The organism is Neobacillus sp. YX16, from assembly GCF_030123505.1.
Taxonomy (GTDB): Bacteria; Bacillota; Bacilli; order Bacillales; family Cytobacillaceae; genus Neobacillus.
The window spans coordinates 4,684,762-4,707,268 of the sequence record NZ_CP126115.1 but is presented as its reverse complement, the minus strand read 5'-3'; the positions used below and the strand labels follow the sequence as shown (position 1 = coordinate 4,707,268).

The 22,507-nt window shown below is 40.0% G+C and carries 21 protein-coding genes; 19 read left to right on the top strand and 2 right to left on the bottom strand.

The genetic code is table 11. From position 1 onward, the window contains the following. Positions 1 to 91: 91 nt before the first annotated feature. The 14 genes from safA to yajC all read left to right on the top strand — a co-directional run bounded on the left by safA (position 92) and on the right by yajC (position 13,533). Positions 92 to 2,488 (top strand): SafA/ExsA family spore coat assembly protein, encoded by a 2,397-nt coding sequence (gene safA, locus QNH48_RS23270; protein ID WP_283952186.1) that lies wholly within the window; start codon positions 92 to 94, stop codon positions 2,486 to 2,488. Continuing rightward, positions 2,460 to 3,452 (top strand): phosphotransferase, encoded by a 993-nt coding sequence (locus QNH48_RS23265; protein WP_283952185.1) that lies wholly within the window; start codon positions 2,460 to 2,462, stop codon positions 3,450 to 3,452. The genes safA and QNH48_RS23265 overlap by 29 nt, the downstream gene beginning before the upstream one ends. A 100-nt stretch (positions 3,453 to 3,552) precedes the next feature. Then, positions 3,553 to 4,260, top strand: coding sequence for a YhcN/YlaJ family sporulation lipoprotein (locus QNH48_RS23260; protein WP_283952184.1), 708 nt, complete (start codon positions 3,553 to 3,555; stop codon positions 4,258 to 4,260). A gap of 133 nt (positions 4,261 to 4,393) precedes the next feature. Next, positions 4,394 to 4,945, top strand: coding sequence for an intercompartmental signaling factor BofC (locus QNH48_RS23255; protein ID WP_283952183.1), 552 nt, complete (start codon positions 4,394 to 4,396; stop codon positions 4,943 to 4,945). A 303-nt stretch (positions 4,946 to 5,248) separates the two neighbouring features. Further along, positions 5,249 to 5,971, top strand: a complete 723-nt coding sequence (locus QNH48_RS23250; RefSeq protein WP_283952182.1) for an SDR family oxidoreductase — start codon at positions 5,249 to 5,251, stop codon at positions 5,969 to 5,971. Then, positions 5,971 to 6,999: an S-adenosylmethionine:tRNA ribosyltransferase-isomerase gene (locus tag QNH48_RS23245; protein ID WP_283952181.1), complete on the top strand. Its 1,029-nt coding sequence runs from the start codon at positions 5,971 to 5,973 to the stop codon at positions 6,997 to 6,999. Before QNH48_RS23250 ends, QNH48_RS23245 begins: the two co-directional genes overlap by 1 nt. Positions 7,000 to 7,011: 12 nt before the next feature. Beyond that, complete coding sequence (locus tag QNH48_RS23240; RefSeq protein WP_283952180.1) at positions 7,012 to 7,377, top strand: VOC family protein; 366 nt, start codon at positions 7,012 to 7,014, stop codon at positions 7,375 to 7,377. A gap of 94 nt (positions 7,378 to 7,471) precedes the next feature. Further along, positions 7,472 to 8,581, top strand: coding sequence for a GAF domain-containing sensor histidine kinase (locus QNH48_RS23235; protein ID WP_283952179.1), 1,110 nt, complete (start codon positions 7,472 to 7,474; stop codon positions 8,579 to 8,581). 12 nt (positions 8,582 to 8,593) lie between these two features. Continuing rightward, positions 8,594 to 9,238 (top strand): response regulator, encoded by a 645-nt coding sequence (locus tag QNH48_RS23230; RefSeq protein WP_283952178.1) that lies wholly within the window; start codon positions 8,594 to 8,596, stop codon positions 9,236 to 9,238. Positions 9,239 to 9,346: 108 nt separating this feature from the next. After that, a complete protein-coding gene (gene ruvA, locus QNH48_RS23225; protein WP_095250048.1) occupies positions 9,347 to 9,955 on the top strand; it encodes a Holliday junction branch migration protein RuvA in 609 nt (202 codons plus the stop codon). 11 nt (positions 9,956 to 9,966) lie between these two features. Beyond that, on the top strand, positions 9,967 to 10,968 hold the full coding sequence (gene ruvB / locus QNH48_RS23220; protein ID WP_283952177.1) for a Holliday junction branch migration DNA helicase RuvB: 1,002 nt from the start codon (positions 9,967 to 9,969) through the stop codon (positions 10,966 to 10,968). 25 nt (positions 10,969 to 10,993) lie between these two features. Beyond that, positions 10,994 to 12,022: a tRNA preQ1(34) S-adenosylmethionine ribosyltransferase-isomerase QueA gene (gene queA / locus QNH48_RS23215; RefSeq protein ID WP_283952176.1), complete on the top strand. Its 1,029-nt coding sequence runs from the start codon at positions 10,994 to 10,996 to the stop codon at positions 12,020 to 12,022. A 41-nt stretch (positions 12,023 to 12,063) separates the two neighbouring features. Next, entirely contained in the window at positions 12,064 to 13,203 is a 1,140-nt protein-coding gene (gene tgt, locus QNH48_RS23210) for a tRNA guanosine(34) transglycosylase Tgt (RefSeq protein WP_283952175.1), read from the top strand. Between the two features lie 30 nt (positions 13,204 to 13,233). Then, on the top strand, positions 13,234 to 13,533 hold the full coding sequence (yajC, locus tag QNH48_RS23205) for a preprotein translocase subunit YajC (RefSeq protein WP_095250052.1): 300 nt from the start codon (positions 13,234 to 13,236) through the stop codon (positions 13,531 to 13,533). 35 nt (positions 13,534 to 13,568) lie between these two features. Here yajC and QNH48_RS23200 read toward each other — a convergent pair whose 3' ends face one another. Further along, on the bottom strand, positions 13,569 to 13,976 hold the full coding sequence (locus tag QNH48_RS23200; protein WP_283952174.1) for a TIGR04086 family membrane protein: 408 nt from the start codon (positions 13,974 to 13,976) through the stop codon (positions 13,569 to 13,571). A gap of 175 nt (positions 13,977 to 14,151) precedes the next feature. Between QNH48_RS23200 and QNH48_RS23195 the strand changes: the two genes are divergently transcribed. After that, entirely contained in the window at positions 14,152 to 14,814 is a 663-nt protein-coding gene (locus QNH48_RS23195) for a DUF421 domain-containing protein (RefSeq protein ID WP_283952173.1), read from the top strand. Between the two features lie 36 nt (positions 14,815 to 14,850). Here the strand turns inward: QNH48_RS23195 and spoVB are convergent, their stop codons facing one another. After that, a complete protein-coding gene (spoVB, locus tag QNH48_RS23190) occupies positions 14,851 to 16,401 on the bottom strand; it encodes a stage V sporulation protein B (RefSeq protein ID WP_283952172.1) in 1,551 nt (516 codons plus the stop codon). A 243-nt stretch (positions 16,402 to 16,644) separates the two neighbouring features. Here spoVB and QNH48_RS23185 point away from each other — a divergent pair, with 243 nt between their 5' ends. The 4 genes from QNH48_RS23185 to QNH48_RS23170 all read left to right on the top strand — a co-directional run bounded on the left by QNH48_RS23185 (position 16,645) and on the right by QNH48_RS23170 (position 22,336). Then, positions 16,645 to 16,941 (top strand): post-transcriptional regulator, encoded by a 297-nt coding sequence (locus tag QNH48_RS23185; protein ID WP_283952171.1) that lies wholly within the window; start codon positions 16,645 to 16,647, stop codon positions 16,939 to 16,941. 151 nt (positions 16,942 to 17,092) lie between these two features. Further along, positions 17,093 to 19,357: a protein translocase subunit SecDF gene (secDF, locus tag QNH48_RS23180; RefSeq protein WP_283952170.1), complete on the top strand. Its 2,265-nt coding sequence runs from the start codon at positions 17,093 to 17,095 to the stop codon at positions 19,355 to 19,357. A 112-nt stretch (positions 19,358 to 19,469) separates the two neighbouring features. Continuing rightward, positions 19,470 to 21,824, top strand: a complete 2,355-nt coding sequence (gene recJ / locus QNH48_RS23175) for a single-stranded-DNA-specific exonuclease RecJ (RefSeq protein ID WP_283952169.1) — start codon at positions 19,470 to 19,472, stop codon at positions 21,822 to 21,824. Beyond that, the gene (locus tag QNH48_RS23170) at positions 21,824 to 22,336 is read left to right on the top strand and encodes an adenine phosphoribosyltransferase (RefSeq protein ID WP_095250058.1); all 513 of its coding nucleotides are present in this window, start codon (positions 21,824 to 21,826) and stop codon (positions 22,334 to 22,336) included. Before recJ ends, QNH48_RS23170 begins: the two co-directional genes overlap by 1 nt. Positions 22,337 to 22,507 lie beyond the last annotated feature (171 nt).

The following is a 22,507-nucleotide window of genomic DNA, read 5'->3' as shown; positions in this document are numbered from 1 at the left end:
GGAAAAAAAGCATAAGTTTTTCTGAAGAATGTTAGCACTTTGCCTATCATCACATAGAATATATGGACTTATGCATAGGAGGGAAATCAGAGTGAAGATCCATATCGTACAGAAAGGGGATACTCTTTGGAAAATCGCCAAGAAGTACGGCGTGAATTTTGAAGAGCTGAAAAAGATGAATTCACAGCTCAGCAACCCTGATATGATTATGCCCGGTATGAAAATAAAAGTCCCAACTTCAGGTGGAAATATAAAAAAAGAAGCGCCTATGGGAACAAAGCCGGGGGCCACAATCAACTTAGGCGCCAAGAAAGAAATGCCGATTGCTGGGCAACCGTTTACCAAAGAGAAACCAAAAGAAATGCCGATTAAAACCGCTCCAAAGAAGGAGGTTCCAATAAAGGAAGCACCAATTAAAGCACCGATTAAAGAAGTACCAATTAAAGAAGCACCAATAAAAGCACCGATTAAAGAAGCACCTATTAAAGCACCGATTAAAGAAGCACCTATTAAAGCACCGATTAAAGAAGCACCAATTAAAGCACAGATTAAAGAAGCACCAATAAAAGCACCGATTAAAGAGGCACCAATTAAAGCACCGATTAAAGAAGCACCAATAAAAGCACCGATTAAAGAAGCACCAATAAAAGAAGCACCAAAAACACCTTATACTCCAAAAATGCCCCTGCAAATCATCCCAGAAATCGATATTAATAACTATTATCTGAACAACATGACCAATATGGAGGTAAAACAGCCTCAGCTGCCTCCTAAACCAACAAACATACTTCCAGAAGTTAAAGTACCACAAAAAGAAAACCCAGTCATGCCTGAGGAATCTCCAATGTTCGAGCAGCCGCAAATGCAGCCGCAGATGCAAATTCCTCAAGATTATTGTGTACCTGTAACACCAGTATTGCCAGGATCAGGATTTTGCCCGCCACCACCAAAATGGTGTCCGCCGCCTCCTTGTCCACCATTTTCATTTATGCCATATCCACAAGTTCAAGGAGTGGCAATGCCACAGGTACCTAATATGTTACCTAATCAAATGGTACCAATGCAAGGTGTTGCGGGTGCGCAATATATGCCACAAGGATTTGATGATGAGTCTTCATCTTTTATGCCGCAATTACCGATGACAAACCCAATGCAAGGAGGCTATGGTCAAATGCCTAGTGGAATGGGTCAAATGCCAATGGGCGGTCAAATGCCGGGAATGAGTCAAATGCCAATGGGCGGACAAATGCCGGGAATGGGCCAAATGCCAATGGGCGGACAAATGCCGGGAATGGGCCAAATGCCAATGGGCGGTCAAATGCCAGGAATGGACCAGATGCCAATGGGTGGTCAAATGGGAGGGTTCGATCAATTCCCAGCAGACGATCAAATGCCTTCGTTTGACGAAAGTTCTGACATTCCAGCAAGTCAGGGCTTCGGCCAACCAGGAATGGGAGGACCAATGGGTCAAGACTTTGGCCAACCAGGAATGGGAGGACCAATGGGTCAGGGCTTCGGCCAACCAGGAATGGGAGGACCAATAGGTCAGGGCTTCGGCCAACCAGGAATGGGAGGACCAATGGGTCAGGGCTTCGGCCAACCAGGAATGGGAGGACCAATGGGTCAGGGCTTCGGCCAACCAGGAATGGGAGGGCCAATGGGACCAGGCTTCGGCCAACCAGGAATGGGAGGACCAATGGGTCAGGGCTTCGGCCAACCAGGAATGGGAGGGCCAATGGGACCAGGCTTCGGCCAACCAGGAATGGGAGGACCAATGGGTCAAGGCTTCGGCCAACCAGGAATGGGAGGACCAATGGGTCAAGGCTTCGGCCAACCAGGAATGGGAGGACCAATGGGTCAAGGCTTCGGCCAACAAGGAATGGGAGGACCAATGGGTCAAGGCTTCGGCCAACCAGGAATGGGAGGACCAATGGGTCAAGGCTTCGGCCAACCAGGAATGGGAGGACCAATGGGTCAGGACTTCGGCCAACCAGGAATGGGAGGACCAATGGGACCAGGCTTCGGCCAACCAGGAATGGGAGGACCAATGGGTCAAGGCTTCGGCCAACCAGGAATGGGAGGACCAATGGGGCCAGATTTCGGTCAACCAGGAATGGGTGCACCATATGGTCAAATGCCTTACGGTTACCCACAAATGGGTTCATCACCTCAAGTAATGGGAGCTCAAGATTTTGAATCACCAGATATGGGAATGCCTTTTGCCGGCGGTCAAATGCCAGCGATGCAGCAGCAATATCCTGCTCAAGGGGGATTACCAATGGGAGCAGGTGGTGATTGTGGCTGTGGTGGACCAAAACCACTTGTAATGCCGCAGCAACCATTTGTGCCGCCAACACCTCCTATTTATAGCGCACCATATACAGGTCCAGCAAATGCAGCGCAGCCTCCGTATATGAACCCTTATGGAATGGGGCCAATGGACGGAATGATGCGATACGATGATGAAAGCAATGAGTATGACTTTTAAACAAAAAGGAGACGATGATTATTTCATTCGTCTCCTCTCTTATTTACGCTCCCAATTTAAAGAACCTATCGTTGAAATGGTGCCTTTTAGAAAAAGTGTTATCTTAATAAAAACTGAAAAAAATACCTATATGCTTAAAGGTTTTCATACGAATAAACGGCTTCGGCTCCAAGAGGCTTTTACCTCAACCCTTAAAAAAGAAGGATTTGCAAAAACCTATCTTTTTGTCCATCCTGAAATCAAAGATCCATTATTTTTCGAGGGGACATACTTTGGGTGTATGGAATACATTCCACCGAATAAAACGCCTTTTTCCTTTCAATCACAAAAAAACCGGCAGGAGGGACTTGAACTTCTAGAACAATTCCATCTGGTAACGTCGTCTTTTGAAACTCGATATCGAACGTTAATAGCTAAAGGGGTCATTATTGAAAAATGGAGAGATAGAGAAACAATTTTTTCCTCAAATTTAACAACTTTAAAATACTTTATTAATGACAAAATCTTAGCAGAACTGGTGGATTGGGCAAATTGGTCACTAAATGGGATGGAAACGGACCGCTCCCTGTTTGTTAATGAACCTTTTTGTATTCTTCATGGGGATGTTGCCCATCATAATTTCTTACGTGATTCAAAAGGTTTATTACATCTCATTGATTTTGATTTAATTAGTATTGGCCCACCCTCACTGGATTATTTACAATATGCTAATCGAATTCTTCCCAGTCTAGATTGGTCATTTGAACGACTTTCTCATTTTTCACAATTTCAACCCTTACTGAACGAGAAAGCATTTTTGTACGCATTAGCTTATCCTGCAGATATTTTCCGTGAATGGAACCGGCTCATTCGTGAAGGGTCATATCGAGAACAACATAAGTATAATCAAATTATGAATTTAACGGTTGGTCAGTACTACGCGCGTAAAAAATTCATTGATACATTAAAAATGCTGACAAAATAACTTTCATGGTCGATTATGGCAGAATGAAACCCCCTATAAACACACAACCTAACCGTGAGCATATTCTTTATGCTCACGCATCGTAGAGGGGGTTTTTCGTTTGTATAATTTGAAACAGTGGATAATTCCTCTGTCCGCCCTGCTGGCTGTTGGGCTGTCAGGTTGCGCAAATGATGACCGTGCTGCTATGGACAAAGATCACAAAAATATGGGGCAGCCAGTGGGATACTATTCGGATGAAAATCATAAAAATGGCTCCAATGGAATGCCTGGGGATAATGATGGTCCGTTCACTGAATTAATGGACCATAATCTTGGAATTGAAAATCAAGCAAATAATGAAGAGCGCAGAAAGCAGTTTCGGGATAGAGATGAAAACGGAAATCCACCAAACCCGACAAAACCGCTCGCAAACCATGACCATAATTTCTTTCAAAGAGACAATGAGTTTAGCACCAGTGATGTGAATTATCATGGTCATACGAACCAAAGACTTGGAAACACAAAAACAACAACGAAACCTGAAACTCAAGACCGAATAACTGAAAGAATTAAAAGTAAGGTAGCCAACATTGAAAATGTTCGTGAGATCCGCTCCGTTCTGTATGGTAATTCTGTTATGGTTTCTGTTAAATTAAACAATAACAAACGAGCTGAAGAAACAAAAAGAGCTATACAAAACGCAGTTAAGCCTATGGTCGACGGCAAATCAGTTCAAGTTATAATAGATGATGGAGCACTTGGTCGTGATGGTAACAGAAACAATGATTCCCAGCGATTAGAACCTAATAGCCGTAAGCATAATTGATAGTTGTAAGAGAGGCAAAGCTGGAAATTGGCTTTGCCTCTTTTGATTTTTTCTAAAAAGGATAAAAAGGGAAATTAAGGCTAAACTAGTAGTGAAATTCAATTAAATCTCTAATATTAAGAGGTGATTATGCATGAGGTTCAATTGGGTAACACAGTATCGGCTTGGTTTAGCCTTTGTTGCGGTTGTTCTCTTCATGTCTATCGGAAAGCTGCCAGGAATGATGTTAACTGGCTCTGCCGAAAAAGTGGAAAACCATCAAGATCAGCAAAAGACGGAACCTCAGCAGTTGACGATTATTTTGGAAAGAATCTATCTTGATGGAGAAATAAGTGAGGAAGTAGTCCATGATTCTTACTGGTCCATTGAAAACTTTTGGGCTAAGTATGACCAATGGCAGTTAGTTGAAATGGATGCAACAACCATGGTTTTTAGAAAACAAATGGATGACATTTCGCCATTACTTAAAGCGAATGGTTATTTCGGCATTACCGAGGATGGCGTGTTAACCATTTTTAATGGCCGTCCTGACCGATCACGAATCATCCAATCCTTTTTTCAGATAGATGTAAAGAAGCTTGAAAGCAGAAAACAAGAAGAGCTAATTCACGGCATTCCGATAAAAACAAAAGACCGGTATGTAGAAGTTCTAGAAACCTTTAAACCATATTCGAAGCAAGAATAATTATATAACTGGATTAGGAAGTGGTCATGAGGACTATTCTTCCATGTCATAAACGATTTTGGGCTTCATGAATGCTCTATGAGGCTCATTTTCGCATGTCCGGAAAGAATTTGGGCTTCATGAACGCATCATGAGGCTCGTTTTCGCATGTCCTCAAAAGATTTTGGACTTCATGAAACCCCGCATCACGAATTTTCTCATCCTAAAGTTGTAGATAAAGTTCAAGCTTTTTTCTGAGGGAGGAATTACCAAAATCCTTTAAGCTTAAGACATCAAGTTAAACACTTAAAGGAGAGATTAATAATGAAAAATAAAGTGGTTATGATTACAGGTGCATCAAAAGGTTTAGGAAGGGCATTATCTCTTGCGTTTGCAAAGGAAGGAGCTCGACTTGCTATCTGTGCTCGATCATCGAAAGGGTTAATTGAAGTGAAAAATGAAGCTGAATCACTGGGTGCGGAGGTGCTCGCGGTTACTGCAGATATTTCACTAACAAGGGATGTGGAACGGTTTGTCGCAATGACGGAGGAAGCATTTGGTCAAATTGATGTTCTCATAAACAATGCTTCGATTATCGGGCCAAGTCCAATGCCGCTGTTGCTCGACTATCCTGAAGAGGATTTTGCTGAAGTCTTACGGGTCAATTCCATCTCGCCATTCCTCGTAACAAGAAGAGTGATTCCAGGAATGCTGCAGCGTAATCAAGGCTCCATCATTAATGTTACCTCTGAAGCGGGCCATGTTGGATATGCAGGCTGGGGCGCATACGGTATTTCTAAATTTGCTGTTGAGGGACTCACCGAAACCTGGGCAGATGAGCTTAGCGAAACGAACCTTAGGGTAAACATGGTTGATCCTGGTGAAATGGATACTGATATGCATCAATTAGCGGTTCCTGACTGTGATTATCCACTTGCAATGCCTGAAGACGTCGTCAACGTGTTCTTGTATTTAGCTTCTGATAAGTCAGTTGGAACTACAGGGCAGAGATTTGAGGCTCAAGAGTTTACAGGGGAGGGATTATAATGGCAGCAACCGCATTTGATTTCTATTTACCTTCAGAGTTAAATGCTACACATCCCCCCGAAAGACGTGGCATAAGAAGAGATCATGTGAAAATGATGGTTTTAAATAAGCAAACTGGCAATGTTAGGCATGACCAATTTTTCAAACTTGCTGATTATCTTAAGCCGGGTGACCTAGTTGTCATGAACAACAGTAGAACTGTTCCTGCAATACTACAAGCCGGTTTGATTAGAAGTACAAAGCAAATCCATTCAGAAGTTGAAATTAGGCTGGCAAGACGGCGTAATGAGGAGATTTGGGATGTGTTAATTGTGACAGATGAGGTTAATTTGGGTGATATCCTGCATTTTTCGCCAGATCTGACCGCAGTTGTCATCGATATAAGAAAAGAATCACCATTAAAGACAATTCTTTTCTCAAAAAAAGGAACAGACCTATTTAATAGTATTTATGCACTTGGGGAACCAGTTCGCTACGAATATATCCATAAGAAATGGGAGCTGGATTATTATCAAACGGTTTTTGCAAGCCAGCCTGGTTCCGTTGAAATGCCATCAGCGGGAAGAGCCTTCAGCTGGGAGTTGTTATTCAACCTTCAGCGGAAGGGAATAGAGCTTGATTTTATTCAGCTTCATACCGGACTAAGCTATTTATTAGATGACGATTATGAACCATCACCAACTGATAATTACGAAGAATATCATCTGTCTGAAAAAACGATTGAAAAAATCCACATGACAAAAGCTGCCGGTGGAAGGGTAATTGCAGTGGGAACAACCGTGGTGAGAGCACTAGAGAGTGCAGGAGTCACTGGCGAGCTCAATGGTGTGACCAATCTTTATATTAATCAAAGTTTCCCACTGAAAATGGTTGATGGAATTATTACAGGTTTCCATGAACCAAAGGCTAGTCACCTTGACATGCTTACTGCGTTCGTTCCTCAGGATATGTTATGGAGTGCTTATGAAGAAGCAATTGAACAGCAATACCTATGGCATGAGTTTGGAGATATGAATCTAATATTATAATGGGGGCTGGCCATGCGTTTTCACCATTTTGCAATTGAAGTAAAGGACTTGGAGACATCAATAACTTTCTATCGAAAGTATCTGGGTCTCCATGAAACGGATCGACTTTACTTTAATGAAGAGAATATTGTTTTTTTAGCAAATAATGAATTCAGGCTTGAACTGATTTCTGGAGGACAACAAAAGGCCTCTCAGGGTATTCACATCTGTTTAGAAGTCGAAAATCTGCAAGAGATAATCAGGAAATTTAACGAATATGCTATTTCAGCATTAGAAGGTCCCTACAAGCTAAACAACGGCTGGGAAACCGTTTTTTATGAAGGGCCTGACAATGAGATAATTGAATTTTTACAGATTAGGGAGAAAGCTGACCATTAATTTATCAGCTTTCTCCCTGTTTCTTGCTTGCCACGATGCTTGTTATACGACTATGATTTAATCAATAGATTAAGAGATTGTGCGGGGTGAAAGCATGTCTAGAAATGAAGAAATCGGCATTTTAAAGGAAATAGCTGAACTTTTGAACGAAGGCGTAGATTCCAAGACTGTTTTAGCAGGGGTATTAAGAAAACTTCTACACCTAACCGGACTGCAAACAGGATGGATTTTTCTAATAGATGAAAAAGGGCAGCATCAACTGGCCGCCAAAGAGTCTTTACCTGAACCATTGGCACAACAAGATAATCAAAGAATGTGTAAGGGTGATTGCTGGTGTGTCAGTCGGTATAACAACGGTAAATTGAACAAGGCGGTTAACATTATAGAATGTCAGCGAATTGAGAATGTAATCTTCGAAAAAGCTGGAGAAACAGGAGGTCTGACCCATCATGCTACTGTCCCGTTAAGAGCTGGGAATGAACGATTTGGATTATTAAATGTCGGGTCTCCTTATAAAACACATTTTCAAAAAGATGAACTAGCACTTCTTGAGGCTGTTGCCTTTCAAATAGGAACCTCTCTAAAAAGAATAAACTTAACGCAAAGAGAGCAGGAGACAGCTCTCATTTCCGAGCGGAATCGACTCGCACGGGATTTGCATGACTCCGTTAACCAATTACTATTTTCACTAAGTTTGACTGCAAGGGCAGGAAGAGAAATGACTGAAAACGAAGAGGTTAAACAAACCTTTGCCTATATTCAAGATCTCTCTCAGGAAGCACTTGGTGAAATGAGAGCGCTCATTTGGCAGTTAAAACCGCAGGGACTTGAAAATGGAATCATTAGTGCATTAAAAAGCTATGCTGAGATGCTCGGGTTAAGTATTTACGCAAAACTAACAGGAATCTCAAGCTTTCCTGAGAAAATAGAGGAAGCTTTGTGGAGAATTGGCCAGGAAGCGCTGGGCAATTGTAAGAAGCATTCACAATCAACACATGTTTCTTTAGATTTAAATAGAAGCAGTGATTCTGTAACAATGAAAATTCAAGATCAGGGTTGTGGTTTCTTTTACGATGAGAGTTTTGAACTGCCATCGTTTGGATTAAAGAATATGAAGGCACGAGCAGAGGCGTTAAATGGTACGTTTCAAATAAATAGTAAACCGGGAAGCGGAACGGAGATTAAAATAAAAATTCCAATCTAGGGAGGAGTAACAATGGGGATTCGGATTATGATTGCAGATGACCATAATGTGGTCAGAAGGGGATTAGCATTTTTTTTAAAAACACAATGTGATATTGAAATTATAGGCGAAGCGGGCAATGGTAAAGAAGCGGTTGAATTAGCAAGAACATTAAAACCGGACCTTATCCTTATGGATCTGATTATGCCGGAGATGGATGGAATACAAGCAACGAAAATAATTAAAACAGAAATGCCGGAAATAAAAATTATGATGCTGACTAGTTTTTCTGACCAGGATCATGTTATTCCAGCCTTAGAAGCAGGTGCCTCCGGCTACCAGTTAAAAGACATCGAGCCTGATGAATTGATCCTCTGTATTAAAAAAATCATCAATGGTGAAAATCAGCTTCATCCAAAAGCCACTTCACATTTGCTTGCCAATTTATCGAATAAAGACAAGAAAGATGATAACAAGTTAATTTCTGAATTAACAAAGAGAGAAATGGATGTTCTTAGAGAAATTGCTAGAGGAAAGAGCAATAAGGAAATCGCCTCCTCCCTATTCATTACGGAAAAAACTGTGAAAACTCACGTTTCTAATCTTTTATCCAAACTGGAATTAGCAGACCGAACCCAAGCGGCTCTTTTTGCAGTTAAGAATCAAATAGTGGAGTGATAAAATACAGAATATTTTTATTCTTTCCTTCGTAGACTTCTTTTTCTGTTCCTTTAAATTTATATGATAGAATGGAGAATACATGAAACGCTGAGGGAGAGAAAGCGAGTGTACGAATTTATTAAAGGAACCGTTGAGTTTGTAGGTCCTGAGTATATTGTAATCGAGAATAATGGAATAGGCTTCCAAATTTCAACGCCGAATCCGTTTATTTATTCTGGTAAAATGAATACTAATGTTACTGTCTATACATATCACTACGTCCGTGAGGATCTAATGGCTTTATATGGTTTCGAGTCTAGAGAAGAAAAAAAGCTGTTTACGAAATTATTAAATGTTTCAGGGATTGGACCAAAGGGTGCGCTGGCCATCTTGGCTTCGGGTGAGGTCCAGCAGGTCGTTTCAGCTATCGAAAATGAAGATGAGAGCTTCTTAGTCAAGTTCCCAGGGGTCGGCAAGAAAACAGCAAGACAAATGATCCTTGATTTAAAAGGAAAATTACAGGATATTGTTCCGGATTATTTCCCGAATTTATTTAATGCCGATAAATTCGCAACACAACAATCGACTAATACCGCTTTTGAAGAGGCAGTTCTTGCGTTAAAAGCCCTTGGCTACTCTGACAAAGAAGTGAAAAAGATTTCACCAGAGTTAAGAAAAGAACAGCTGTCAACCGACCAGTATATTAAAAAAGCCCTGCAGCGGCTTTTAAAATAAGGTGATTATTCATGAATGAGAGAATTATTTCTAGTGAAGCAGACCAGAGCGAAATCTCCTTAGAGCAAAGCCTCAGGCCGCAAACGTTAAAACAATACATTGGTCAAGATCAAGTGAAAAAAAGTCTAGAGATTTTCATTGAGGCGGCAAGACTCCGCAAGGAAACATTGGACCATGTTCTGCTTTACGGGCCTCCTGGATTAGGGAAGACGACTCTTGCCGTTATTATTGCCAATGAAATGGGTGTAAACATCCGGACAACCTCAGGTCCTGCCATAGAAAGACCTGGTGATTTAGCCGCGATTCTTACCGCACTCGAACCCGGTGACGTTTTGTTTATTGATGAAATCCACCGGCTGCCAAGACAGATTGAAGAGGTGCTTTATCCGGCTATGGAGGATTTTTGTCTGGATATCGTCATTGGAAAAGGACCAAGTGCCCGTTCAGTACGACTGGATCTTCCGCCGTTTACGCTTGTCGGTGCTACAACGAGGGCTGGCTCTTTATCCGCTCCGCTTCGCGATCGATTTGGAGTTTTAAGCAGACTCGAGTATTATAAGGAAGACCAGTTGAAAAATATTGTTTTACGAACAGCAGATTTATTTGAAACGAAAATAGACGAACAGTCTGCTTCCGAGATTGCCAGAAGAGCGAGGGGAACCCCTAGGATTGCCAACCGTTTACTTCGCAGGGTAAGAGACTTTGCGCAGGTAAAAGGTAATGGTGAAATTGATATCGACTTGGCTCGGGAGTCATTAGAGCTTTTGCAGGTAGACAAACTCGGCCTAGACCATATTGACCATAAGCTCCTTAAAGGAATTATTGAAAGATTCCGAGGTGGACCTGTGGGGCTTGATACGATTGCAGCATCTATAGGAGAAGAATCTGAAACGATTGAAGATGTTTATGAACCGTATTTACTGCAAATTGGCTTTTTACAAAGGACACCAAGAGGTAGAATGGTAACAGAATTAGTCTATCGCCATTTCGGCATGGAGCCGCCAAAACAGTAATTTTTGATAAGTAGGGATGTATTTTATGAAGGTAGATTTATTTGATTTTCATTTGCCTGAAGAACTGATTGCACAAGTTCCGCTTCAAAACCGGACGGATAGCAGGTTAATGGTAGTGAATAAGGAAACAGGCGTTATAAAGCATGAAATTTTTAAAAATATTAGTGAATATTTGCGTGAAGAGGATTGCCTTGTCTTAAACGATACAAAGGTACTTCCTGCACGCCTTTTTGGTGTGAAAAAGGATACTGGGGCCAAAATTGAAGTATTACTGCTAAAGCAGCTTGAGGGCGATCAATGGGAGACACTTGTGAAGCCAGCCAAGCGTATTAAAGAAGGTACAGAAATTGATTTTGGTGATGGATTACTTACCGCGGTTTGTACACGAAGCTCTGAGCATGGCGGGCGGGTATTGGAGTTTCATTATGAAGGTATTTTTTACGAGATTTTGAATCAATTAGGAGAAATGCCATTACCGCCTTATATTAAAGAACAGCTTGAAGACAGAGACCGGTATCAAACGGTGTTTGCACGTGAACCGGGTTCTGCCGCTGCCCCAACAGCTGGGCTTCATTTTACGGAAGAGCTGCTGAATGAAGTGAGAGAAAAAGGGGTTCATGTTGCGTTTATTACGCTTCATGTTGGACTTGGGACGTTCAGACCTGTAAGTGTTGATGATGTCCTAGAGCATGATATGCACTCCGAATTTTATATGATTACGGAAGGAACAGCACGATTGCTCAATGAAGTGCGTCAAAATGGCGGGAGAATTATTACCGTTGGAACCACATCGACCCGGACACTTGAAACCATCGCTTCCGAGAACAATGGTTCCTTTATTGAAAGCAGCGGATGGACAAATATTTTTATCTATCCTGGGTACGAATTTAAGGCTATTGATGGAATGATTACGAATTTCCACTTGCCAAAATCAACGTTGATCATGCTTGTTAGTGCGTTAGCGGGGAGAGAAAATATATTGCATGCCTATACAACTGCTGTAAATGAACGCTATCGCTTTTTCAGCTTTGGCGACGCAATGCTCATCATCTAGGTTAATCATTTTGATTAACCCGAAAGGAAGGAGAAATATATTTGACTGCAATAAGATATGAATTTATCAAAACATGTAAGCAAACGGGTGCCCGTTTAGGAAGGGTACATACACCGCATGGTTCTTTTGACACTCCTGCATTTATGCCGGTAGGAACACTTGCAACCGTAAAAACGATGTCTCCAGAGGATCTAAAGGAAATGGGTGCCGGTATTATTTTAAGTAATACCTATCACTTATGGCTTCGTCCGGGGAATGAAATTATTAAGGAAGCTGGCGGTCTTCATAAGTTTATGAACTGGGACCGGGCTATTTTAACAGATTCTGGCGGCTTTCAGGTTTTCAGTTTGAGTGAATTCCGAAAAATTGAAGAAGAAGGTGTTCATTTCCGTAACCATATGAGCGGTGAAAAATTATTTTTATCACCGGAAAAAGCAATGGAAATTCAAAATGACCTTGGTTCTGATATTATGATGGCATTTGATGAATGTCCGCCGTTCCCAGCCACCTATGAATACATGCAAAAATCAGTAGAGAGAACCTCTCGTTGGGCTGAGCGCTGTTTAAATGCTCATCAAAGACCAAATGATCAAGGCCTTTTTGGAATTGTTCAAGGTGGAGAGTTTGAGGAGCTCAGGAAGCAGAGTGCTAAAGACTTAGTTTCGCTTGATTTTCCTGGATACGCAGTTGGTGGACTTTCTGTTGGTGAACCTAAAGACGTTATGAATCGCGTACTTGAATTCACTACACCATTATTACCTTCAGACAAACCACGTTACCTTATGGGCGTGGGGTCACCGGATTCCTTGATTGATGGAGCGATTCGTGGGATTGATATGTTTGACTGTGTCCTGCCAACACGAATAGCAAGAAATGGAACATTGATGACGAGCACTGGTCGGCTAGTGGTGAAAAACGCTAAATTTGCAAAGGATTTCGGTCCACTTGATCCAGATTGTGATTGCTACACATGCCGAAATTACAGCAGGGCATATATTCGCCACTTAATTAAATGTGATGAAACCTTCGGAATTAGATTAACATCTTATCATAACCTATATTTTCTGTTAAGATTGATGGAGAAGGTCAGACAAGCTATCCGAGAGGACCGGCTTGGTGATTTCCGAGAAGAGTTTTTTGAACGTTATGGTTTTAACAAACCGAACGCGAAAAATTTCTAATAGATGCTAGAGTGAAAGGAGGGAAACAACATGCAAGGACTTGGTTCAATCATTCCATTAATATTAATGTTTGTATTATTTTATTTCCTACTAATTCGTCCGCAGCAAAAACGTACTAAAGCAGTTGCTCAAATGCAAAACGAATTGAAAAAAGGTGATAAAATTGTCACGATTGGCGGTTTACATGGTTTTGTCGATTCAATCGATGAAAGCAAAGTCGTGATCAAATGTGGAGACGGCAGCCGTCTAACATATGACCGTAATGCAATTCGTGAAGTAACGGAATCTGCAAAAACTTCTACAACAGCAGAAGTTTCTTTAGAGAAGTAAGATAGAAAAAAGGAAGCCATTTTGGCTTCCTTTTTCTATGCTGTTCTCGAGTTGTTTGTTGCTATATTTACCCCTAGTATTCCACCCATCATGGCAATTAACGTATAGCAAACATGGTAGATAACCTGTTCAACATCAAACAGGCGGTCAAATCCTAAATATTGGAACAAAAAGACAATAAAGCTGTAAATTAAGCCTGTTAACCCACCGATTAGCCAGCCCTTTTGCTTCCGCTTTCCACCAGAGAGAAAACCTCCTCCAAATAGTCCAATAAAGGAAACGGCGGTTACAATGTATTGAAGTGAGACTTCCCGAACAGACGTAAATCTGAGAATAGATGCGAAAATGAGGCTGCTGACAATCGCAAATAAGAAAATAAAAATCAACCCGTACAAAATAGCTGTACCAAAGCTTTTTGATTCGATTTGACTCTCCCCCTTCATGTTACTTTTCTTAGAATCAAGAAAAACAGATTCTTACCTAGTACAAGCATATTCGCCTACTTAAAAAGTAGAATAAATATTTTTACAGTTTTAATGCTAATGGGAGATTATTCCTTAAATGTTTAAGTCGAAATAGCTAACAATATAGGAGATTGCAAAAAAAGGGGCGACAGTAGTGGAACATTACTTATCAATTATATTTCGAACCATATTTTTTTACATACTTATTCTTGTTATTTTTCGCTTAATGGGTAAAAGGGAAATTGGGGAGTTAAGTATTCTCGACCTAGTCGTTTTTATCATGATTGGTGAGTTAGCTATTGTCGCAATTGATAATCCGAATAAATCGTTGATTCATTCTTCGATTCCGATGGTTTTATTAATGCTTATACAAATTGTATTGGCAACACTTTCTTTAAAAAGTAAAAAATTTCGTGATCTTGTCGACGGTAAGCCAACCATTATCATAAATCGTGGAAAAATTGATGAAGAAGCAATGAGGAAACAGCGCTACAACTTTGATGATTTGCTTACCCAGCTAAGGGAAAAGGACATCAGGAGCATTGCAGACGTTGAGTTTGCCATTTTGGAATCTTCTGGTAGTTTATCCGTTATTGAAAGAATGAATAATAGTGATGGAAAGCCTAAGGATGGGGATATTACCATTCCATTAATCATTGATGGCAATATTGAAGAAGAAAATTTAACCCGCATTAATAAAACCAATCTATGGCTTCGCCAGGAATTAAAGAAGATGGGATATCGAGATGTTAGAAAAATATCCTTTTGCAGTTTTGAAAATGGCAAGTTCTTTGTTGATATTATGGACGAAGAGTAGGAAGACACGCTATCTGCGTGTCTTTTCCATTCCCTATCAAATCGGAATTAAATTACGAATGATTGGTATTCTTCTGAGTTCTTCTTTTTTAATTAGGCCAGCGAGTATTAATAGGAAAATGTAGATGAAGCTCATTCCAAAAGTAGCCGACAATACTCTTATGGCTAAATGCTCACCAAGAAGAATGTGATTAAATAACCAATAGCCAATCCAAGCAGAGATGCCCATAATGATGGCTCCTTTTAGGTAATCTCGTATGTGAAAGCTAAAAGAAATTTTCTTTAGAACAGTGGCAAAATGCAGCATGGTTACTAACACGAAACCCACAATAATACCCAATGCCACTCCAGTTATCCCGAAGGCAGGCTGTGAAGCGAGTAGAAAGATGACAGCTGTTTTTATAACAGCTCCAATTAAACTATTGATCATTGCTGCTCTTGCCAGGTTAAGTGCTTGTAATACTGCCTGAAGAGGACCCTGATAATAATAAAATAAAAAGAATGGTGCCATGATGCGAATAAAGTAAGAACCTTTTGTTGAACCATACATGAGCTCCATCAATGGGTCTGCCAGCACATAAAGGACAATAACGGACAAACCGCCGCTTAAAAAAGCAAAACGTAATGCCTGCTGCAGGCGATGTTCAATCAACTGATGGTTATTTTGTGAATTGGCTTCGCTAATAGCTGGGACAAGAGAGGTGGCTAATGAATAAGTAACAAACGAAGGCAGCATTAATAATGGCATGGCAAAACCAGTCAGAGATCCGTATTGTTTTGTAGCTTCAATTGCCATAACACCAGCAAGTGCTAGGCTATGGGCAACTACTATCGGTTCAAAAAACCACGATACTGATCCAATCATTCTGCTTCCCATTGTCGGTAATGCGATTTCCATCAAATCTTTGAAGGTTTTCTTTCCGGAATGGACGAATTGGAAAAAATTCTTTCTTAGCTTAAATCGTTTCTTTAATTTAAAGGTAGTCAAGAGATAGATTAATGATGCCACTTCACCAACGATGGCAGCTACCATTGCCGCTGCTGCAGCATATTCAATCCCGTAAGGCAGAAATGCTTTAGTCATAACGGCAATTAAGGTAATTCTCACAAGCTGCTCTAAAATCTGTGATATTGCTGAAGGACGCATGTTTTGTCTGCCCTGGAAATACCCTCTTAAAACAGAGGAGACGGCGATAACAGGTACAACGGGTGCAATCGCGATTAAAGGATAAAACGTTCTTGGATCCGTAAAGAGTGTAGTAGACAGAATCGGTGCTAACAAAATGAGAGCTGGTGTAAAGATAAGCGAAAGCGAGATAGTTATGGCCAGAGAAACCACAAGGATTTTTTTAATTTCTTGGTGATTTCCTCTTGCTTCTGCTTCAGCAATATTTTTTGATATGGCGACAGGCAGTCCCATTTGTGTTAAGGTCACAACAAGGATAAAGGTGGGAAAAGCCATCATATAGAGGCCGACCCCTTCTTCACCAATACTTCGAGCTATGACAATTCTGTTAATAAATCCAAGCACTCTCGTAATTAATCCCGCTATTAATAGGATAAAGGTCCCTTTTAAAAACTTCGACATACTACTTCCCACCTTCTCAAAAAAGAAGAATTCATATACAATTAATCTATATGCATAAGGGTGGACAAAGCATGACAAGGTGTTTTTTATTTTGGCTGTGTTAACGGAAAATGTTGATGTTAAAGCTATGTTGATTTGTGCGGAAAGCGAAGCGCCTGGACCACAAATCAACAGGCAAATTTAACACAGCCACTATTTCTTAGATAAAGATAGAGACTTAAATGTCCAGAGGGGGCAACATCATTGGAGAAAAACCACGCTTACAATCATTTTCGCACTCAGGTTGAACCAGCATTAATAAGCAAGCTGGAAGAATTTCGCCTGCTAGGTTACAAAGAAGTTTCAAATAGTGGACTTTGGGATTATCTAACAAGAAAGAAATGGAAGAAGATTAAAGAGGAAATTAGAATTTATGAAATTATTGATGATATCCTTTCGGTTAAGGTAAGTGATTACATCAGCTTTACGACTATTCAAACGTATAAGAACCATGATTTTAATCTAGAAGATGAAAATGAAATGAAAGAATTATTAAAATAAAAACACTCGCTTTTTTTGCGTGACTTATCTAGTTTAAATTGACACTATTTATAAACTATTTCATAATGAAAGCAATGATTTTTTATTATTTTTACATAAGGCTTTTCGTTGCAGTGCTTTGGCTTTAAGCCCTAAGGAGGAACAAAACGTAATGGTTAAGCGCAGTAGAATTATCGCTTTCCTATTAGTAGTTATACTATTAGGAAGTACAATGGGTGTAACAGCAACAGGTATTTTAAAAGACATTAAACTAGGTTTGGACCTTCAAGGCGGTTTCGAGGTTTTATATGAAGTTACACCAGCAAAGAAGGGTCAGGAGATTAACAAAGAAACGTTAGCTAGTACGGCTGAGGCACTAGATAGACGAATTAATGTCCTTGGTGTTAGTGAACCGAATATTCAAATTGAAGGAGAAAATCGGATTCGTGTCCAGCTTGCTGGAGTAACCGATCAAAATGAAGCGCGGGAGATTCTATCTACACAAGCGAATCTTACTTTCCGTGATGCTAATGACCGCGTGATGATGGACGGAGCGGATTTAGCGGAGAATGGTGCGAGCCAGACTTTTGATGAAAATGGAGCACCGAGCGTTTCATTGAAGTTAAAGAGTGCTGATACATTCAAAAAAGTTACTGAAGAAATTGTAAAAATGACACCGAATAATTATCTAGTCATTTGGCTTGATTTTGAAGAAGGAAAAGATTCCTTTAAAACAGAAATCACAAAAGAAGATCCAAAGTTTTTATCCGCTCCAACCGTAAGAGAAATTTTCAACCAAAATACAGTTTCAATTGTGGGAAGCTTTACAGCTGAGGAAGCACAAGAGCTTGCATCACTATTAAATGCTGGAGCACTTCCTGTAAAGTTAACCGAAGTATACTCCACATCTGTTGGAGCTAAATTCGGTGAACAGGCGTTAAACGAAACCATACTAGCTGGTATAATTGGGATCGCTATCATTTATTTATTTATGTTAGTTTATTATCGTTTTCCTGGGTTCATCGCAACCGTTACACTATCGGTCTATATTTATCTTGTTTTATTAGTTTTTGATTGGATGAATGGGGTTCTAACCTTACCGGGAATTGCCGCCCTTATTTTAGGGGTCGGGATGGCTGTTGATGCCAACATTATCACCAATGAACGAATTAGAGAAGAGATTAAGGTAGGTAAAACAATCAAATCAGCCTTCCAAGCAGGTAGTAAGGGTGCTTTTACTTCCATTCTTGACTCTAACTTAACGACGATTTTAACTGCAGCGGTCCTATTCTATTATGGGACAAGTTCCATAAAAGGTTTTGCCACCATGCTATTGGTGAGTATATTGCTGAGCTTTATTACCGCAGTGTTTGGTTCTCGTTTACTATTAGGTTTGTGGGTGAACAGCGGTTTCTTAAACAAAAGGGCAAGCTGGTTCGGTGTAAAAAAATCTGCTATCAAGGATATAAGTGAAAACTTTGATACGCTTGATCTCCCAACTAGATGGGACCGTTACGATTTTGTAAAGGTAAGAAAATTATTTTTCATTGTTTCCGGGGTTCTTATTTCTCTAGGCCTAGTGTTAATTCTTGTTTTCCGTCTGCATCTATCTATCGATTTTTCGAGTGGAACACGGATTGAGGTCTTATCTAATAAACCATTAACAACGGAAATGGTTGAAGCTGCTTTTGACAAGCAGGGTATCAAAATCGATGATATGACTCTTTCAGGAGAAAACAATGAAGTTGTATCTGCGCGAATGATCGGAGTTTTATCGAAGGATGAAATCGCAAAGTTGAAATCTGCTTTTCATGATGAATTTGGTACTGATCCAAGTGTTAGTACGGTTTCTCCGACGGTAGGTAAGGAGTTGGCGAAAAATGGAATTATCGCCTTAATCATTGCCTCAATCGGAATCATTATCTATGTTACAGTCCGTTTTGAATTTGCAATGGCAGTTGCAGCAATTGCTTCGCTGCTTCACGATGCATTCTTTATGGTTGCCTTTTTCAGTATTACGCGCTTAGAAGTAGATTTAACCTTTATCGCCGCTGTCTTAACAATTATCGGTTATTCTATTAATGATACGATTGTTACCTTCGACAGGATGCGTGAAAACTTAACGAAGAAGAAACGACTTAAAACCTTTGAGGATATAGCGGATGTTGTAAATGTAAGTGTTCGACAAACATTAACTCGTTCAGTTAATACAGTTTTAACCGTTTTAATCACAGTTGTGGCAATGATAATCTTTGGCAGTGAATCGATCCGTAATTTCAATATCGCATTACTAGTTGGATTAATCACTGGAGTTTACTCTTCCATTTTTATTGCAACCAACCTTTGGGTAGTTCTTAAAGCAAGAGAACTTAAGAAGAAAGGTACCATTAAGACAGTAAAAGAAAAGAGAAAATACTCTGACGAGCCACAAGTGTAACAAATGAACCGCAGATAACTCTGCGGTTTATTTTTAATTTCAAGTGGAAAATATCAATGATTGAAAGCTAAACATTGCTCCTGTATAATAGTAAAGTCTGAGGGGTGAACGCATGTTAAAGTCGAAAACTAGATGGATTGTTCGTAAATCTGATCAACAACTAGTAGAAACTCTCGAAAATGAATTAAAAATTACGCCACTTGTTGCGTCGCTGCTTATCAACCGCGGATTAAATACCGTTGATTCTGCACGGTATTTTTTATATGGAAAAGAGCAATTTCATGACCCTTATCTATTAAAAGGCATGGATACAGCCGTAAACAGAATTCGGCAGGCAATAGAAAATCAAGAACCTATATTAATATTTGGAGATTATGATGCAGATGGTGTGAGCAGTACGACCGTATTAATGCTTACGCTCAAGGATCTGGGGGCTAATGTCCAATTTTATATACCCAATCGTTTTACAGAAGGATATGGTCCGAATGAACCAGCCTTTCGGAGTGCAGCTGAATCTGGAATAAAATTAATTATTACTGTAGATACAGGTATTTCTGCTATACACGAAGCAGGTATTGCAAAGGAACTTGGTCTCGACTTAATTATCACGGATCACCATGAACCTGGTCCTGTTTTACCGGAAGCATTGGCGATTATTCATCCTAAACTTCCAGATAGTATTTATCCTTTTCGTGAACTTGCTGGGGTAGGTGTGGCCTTTAAATTAGCTCATGCCCTTTATGGAGAACTTCCAGAACATTTACTTGAAATTGCTGTTATTGGTACCATCGCAGATTTGGTTTCGTTAAAAGACGAAAATCGTCTTATTGTCAAAAAAGGTTTGGAAAAGCTTAAAGTTACCAAAAATAAAGGTCTAAAAGCTATTTTAAAAGTAGCAGGTGTAGATCAACAGAACATTAACGAAGAAACAATCGGATTTACGCTAGCGCCAAGAATCAATGCTGTTGGCAGATTAGAAAATGCCGATATGGCTGTAGACCTTTTGCTTACAGATGACCCTATTGAAGCAGAAAACTTAGCACAAGAAATGGACGAATTAAATAAAACAAGGCAGTCAATTGTCAACTCTATTACACTTGAAGCCATTGAAGAGGTTGAAAGAAACTATCCTATTGAATCGAATTCAGTACTCGTGATTGGTAAAGAAGGCTGGAATGCTGGTGTGATTGGCATCGTTGCTTCTAGATTAGTTGAAAAGTACTACCGTCCAACAATTGTCCTTAGTTTTGACCCTGAAAAAGGTTTGGCCAAGGGTTCAGCCCGAAGTATTGCAGGTTTTGATTTATTTAAAAATCTGTCGACATGCCGTGATATCCTTCCGCATTTTGGCGGACATCCTATGGCTGCTGGAATGACGCTAAAGCTAGAGGATGTTTCAGATCTTCGTCAAAGATTAAATCTTTTGGCGGATGAGCAGTTAACAAAAGAAGATTTTGTTCCAATTACTTTACTCGATCATCAAATAAATGTGGAAGAAATTAACTTATCCTCATTAGATGAATTAAATCTTCTTGCTCCATTTGGAATGGACAATCCGAAGCCAAAGGTCTTAATTAGTAATGTCCAAATATCCACGATGAGAAAGATTGGTTCTGAACAAAATCATTTGAAAGTATTGGTAAATGATAATGGTGCTAACCTAGATGGGATTGGGTTCGGACTCGGACAGTTAGTGGACCATATTTCACCAGCTTCAAAAATTTCGATTATTGGTGAATTAGCTATCAATGAGTGGAATAATATCCGTAAACCACAAATTTTTATTCAGGATGTTGCCGTTGAATCCTGGCAATTATTCGATCATCGCGGGGTCAAACGGATTCACTCGATGGTGAATACCATCCCGAAGGAAAAACGGACATTTATTATTTTTAATAAAGAACAGCTTGATAAAATGGATCCGGCTTTAACGAGTGAGGCAATACTGATTCAAAATGAGGCCGATGCGAAAGCCTTCGATTCCCATCAAGCCAATGTTGTACTCGTTGACCTGCCGCCATCAAAGGACATTCTTTGTCACTTATTTAATGGAAGGCAGCCTGCGCGGATTTATGCCTATTTCCATAAAGAATCGAGTGATTTCTTCAGTACTCTGCCAACAAGAGACCATTTTAAATGGTTTTATGGTTTGCTATTAAAAAAGGGTCCGATTGATTTAGGCCGTCATGGGGATGAAATTGCCAAGCACCGCGGCTGGTCGACAGAAACGATAACCTTTATGTCAAAGGTGTTTTCTGAACTAGATTTTGTTACAATAAACAATGGATTTATTACTTTGAATAAACAATCACAAAAGCGTGACCTAACTGACTCGATTACCTACCAAATGAAACAGTCTCAATATGGACTTGAAAGAGATTTATTATTTTCATCCTTTCAAGCATTGAAAAGCTGGTTTGATGAGGTTATTGAGGAATCAGTTCAAATTGAGGAGGCAATAAAGTAATGGACTTAAAGCAATTTATCGCAATCGTACCGGATTATCCGAAACCAGGAATTACCTTCAAAGATATTACTCCATTAATGAACGATGGAGAAGCATATAAGTATGCAACGGACCAAATTGTTGAATATGCAAAAGATAAACAAATTGATTTAATCGTTGGTCCAGAGGCAAGAGGGTTTATTATTGGCTGTCCAGTATCCTATGCCCTTGGTATTGGCTTTGCACCTGTTCGTAAGGAAGGCAAACTTCCGCGTGATACAGTGAAAGTTAGCTATGGATTGGAATATGGAAGTGATGTTCTAACCATTCATAAGGACGCGATTCAGCCTGGGCAACGAGTTTTGATTACGGATGATCTGTTAGCGACAGGTGGAACGATTGATGCAACCATTCAATTAGTTGAGCAGCTTGGCGGTGTGGTTGCTGGAATTGCTTTTCTTGTAGAATTAACCTACCTCGAAGGCCGTAAAAAGCTTGAAGGGTATGACATCATGACATTGATGAATTATTAATAGTAATGAGGGCACTCGTAACTGAGTGCTCTCTTGTTATAAGAGGAGAAATATTATTTTTATCATATTTCGACACTTTTTTCGCAAAATACAGTAAAATAGGTATCAAACCCTTTACATCTGTGTATTTTTTTTCGATAATAGTAACATTCATTAGTAACTAGTTAAGAT